Source organism: Scytonema sp. PCC 10023 (assembly GCF_963920835.1).
Taxonomy (GTDB): Bacteria; Cyanobacteriota; Cyanobacteriia; order Cyanobacteriales; family Nostocaceae; genus Kalymmatonema.
Map to the genome: position 1 here is coordinate 1 of NZ_CAWUDP010000287.1, position 1,472 is coordinate 1,472.

Consider the following 1,472-nt stretch of genomic DNA (forward strand, 5'->3'; position numbering starts at 1 on the left):
TTTTTAGTTCATTTCTTCTACCGTTTCGCACCGCGAACTAGTCTAAACTCCAGTTGACTTGGGGCATCTTGATACTGCGGGTACCTGATAACTGATAACTGATAACTGATAACTGATAACTGTCAAAAAGCCAGTAGCCTTTCTGCCCTCTCCTTGTCCTCCAGTACAGCACGTCGCATCATGTGTTCAGTCGGAGTCGCCGGGCTTTGCAGACTGGAGAGAATCTTTTCACAACGCCTGATTTCATCTACCAGCGCCTCTACTTCTTCAGATTTCGCATCCACATACTGTGCTACTTCTTCCTGCATCTCCTGCCAAGTTTGGGGTTCTCCCTTCACGAGGCTTGATAAATACAGCGGCAAAGGTAAGCCGGATTTTTTGTATCCGCTTTCAATAATCAGTGCAGCCTCTCCATCAATGAGGCGCAGTACTAGAGTGCGTGAGCCCTCCCGATTCTTCTCCCACTCCATTACGGGCTTGGGCATCTTTGGTTTTGGTGGCTTCTGATGCTCTTTAATTTTTGCAGCAGTGGATAATTGTGTATCTTCCTCTGTAAGATGAGGAATCGCATCCTCATTCCGCTTCTGCCCAAGTTGGAGCAGTACGTATAAGCCGAGCTTGGGGGGCAACTTATCAGGGAGATTATCGGCAATCTTGGCGGCTTTGATGAACTTGTTTATTTGGGTTTTTACCAGTCCTACCGCTTCCAAACATGACGGGAACTGGCGCTTTGTTTCTTCTTTTACCTGCGCCAGATACTGACCAAACTTTAACTGCTGGTCATTGATGAACTCAAACCACTCTCTTATTTTGAAAAATCTTTCGTCAGTTTCGGTGGAGATGCCAGAATTTTCTGGGCAGGCGATCGCATCCGCGTTAATTTCTGCTACCATTGGCTTAAGAAAATAATAATTTTTTCTTAGCGAGAGCGCTAGTTTGTCAGACAGAAGCGCCCTCGCTTTTCAATATTTTACCATGTTGGTTGAATTTTCTCAGAGGAATTTTGGAGGGCGATCGCAAGGGAAAGCAGTGCCCCTTGGGTGATCGCAGCCATTCCAAGCGCCTAACTCACCCCTAAGCACCTGGGCGATATTATTGTAATTCGCCTGGTTTAAGAGAAAGCGCTTCGGTCAGAATTGATGTATGCAATCACCTGTCCACAGGAAGCTTTTTGCATTTTTACCTTACCTGTGCGCTGCTCAACTCTTTTGCATACTCCATAGACAGAAGCGCGAGACAAGCCTACACGACGGGCAATTTTAGACAAACCCAAAGCCCCAACTTCCTCAAGGAGTTTCATAATCCTTTCCTCTGGTGGACGACCAACGCGCCTATATAGCAATTCTTCCTGACCAGGCAGTGCGTGATAATTTGTGCCACTGGCAAGCCATCGGCAGGTTAGAATTTCCCCTTTTTTATGAACCTATCCCACTAATGCCAGATTGTGGTAATCTACTTTTGACTTGATTTGG

The 1,472-nt window shown here is 46.3% G+C and carries 2 protein-coding genes; both read right to left on the reverse strand.

Annotated elements, in window-relative coordinates:
- Positions 1–122: 122 nt before the first annotated feature.
- Entirely contained in the window at positions 123–893 is a 771-nt protein-coding gene (locus ACM0OZ_RS48745) for a hypothetical protein (RefSeq protein WP_414590142.1), read from the reverse strand.
- A gap of 218 nt (positions 894–1,111) precedes the next feature.
- Complete coding sequence (locus tag ACM0OZ_RS48750; protein ID WP_414590143.1) at positions 1,112–1,300, reverse strand: hypothetical protein; 189 nt, start codon at positions 1,298–1,300, stop codon at positions 1,112–1,114.
- Positions 1,301–1,472 lie beyond the last annotated feature (172 nt).

What these genes read in the sequence shown, in the direction of transcription:
- ACM0OZ_RS48745 (WP_414590142.1), bottom strand. Translation starts at nt 893, where the DNA reads ATGGTAGCAGAAATTAACGCGGATGCGATCGCCTGCCCAGAAAATTCT.
- ACM0OZ_RS48750 (WP_414590143.1), bottom strand. Translation starts at nt 1,300, where the DNA reads ATGAAACTCCTTGAGGAAGTTGGGGCTTTGGGTTTGTCTAAAATTGCC.